This is a genomic window from Nonomuraea basaltis (assembly GCF_005893125.1).
Lineage (GTDB): Bacteria > Actinomycetota > Actinomycetes > Streptosporangiales > Streptosporangiaceae > Nonomuraea > Nonomuraea basaltis.
This window is the reverse complement of sequence record NZ_VCJS01000646.1, coordinates 1-562: the sequence shown is the minus strand read 5'-3', so window position 1 is coordinate 562 and position 562 is coordinate 1. Positions and strand designations below refer to the sequence as shown.

Annotated in this window: 1 protein-coding gene; it reads left to right on the top strand. The window is 72.8% G+C overall.

The features are described from left to right. Positions 1-109: 109 nt before the first annotated feature. Positions 110-562, top strand: a 453-nt coding sequence (locus EJK15_RS69865) for a hypothetical protein (protein WP_206062433.1), incomplete at its 3' end; no start/stop codon positions are given.

The window sequence follows — 562 nt, the reverse complement described above, 5'->3', positions numbered from 1 at the left end:
GGTGGATCACGTACGGCAGCCGGTCCGGTTCGCCGACACCATCACCACCTTGTCCCGGCATCAGGTCGGCTGTTTCGTCGAGGCTGGTCCGGACGCCCAGCTGACCCCCATGATCGAACAAACCCTCACCCACCACAACGACCACGCCGACGCCCGCAGTGCCGACGCCAGCCGCGGGGACGCAGAGCCAGCCTCGGTGGTGGCCCTGCTGCGCCGCGACCGGGACGAGACCGCCCAACTGGTCGCCGGGCTCGGCCTGGCCTGGACCTGCGGCACCAGCATGGACTGGACCGCCTGGCCGACCTGGACCACCGCACCAGCCGGACCGGCCGGCGCCCGCATCGGCCATCTGGACCTGCCCACCTACCCCTTCCAGCGGCGGCATTACTGGCTGCAGCCCGCCCCGGCCGGTGACCCGGCCGCCGTCGGCCAGATCGCCGCCGACCACCCGATCCTGGGTGCGGTGGTGGAGCAGCCCGACGGCGGCGCCATCCTGACCGGCCGGTTGTCGGTCACCGCCCAGCCCTGGCTGGCCGATCACGCCATCAACGCCACCCCGATC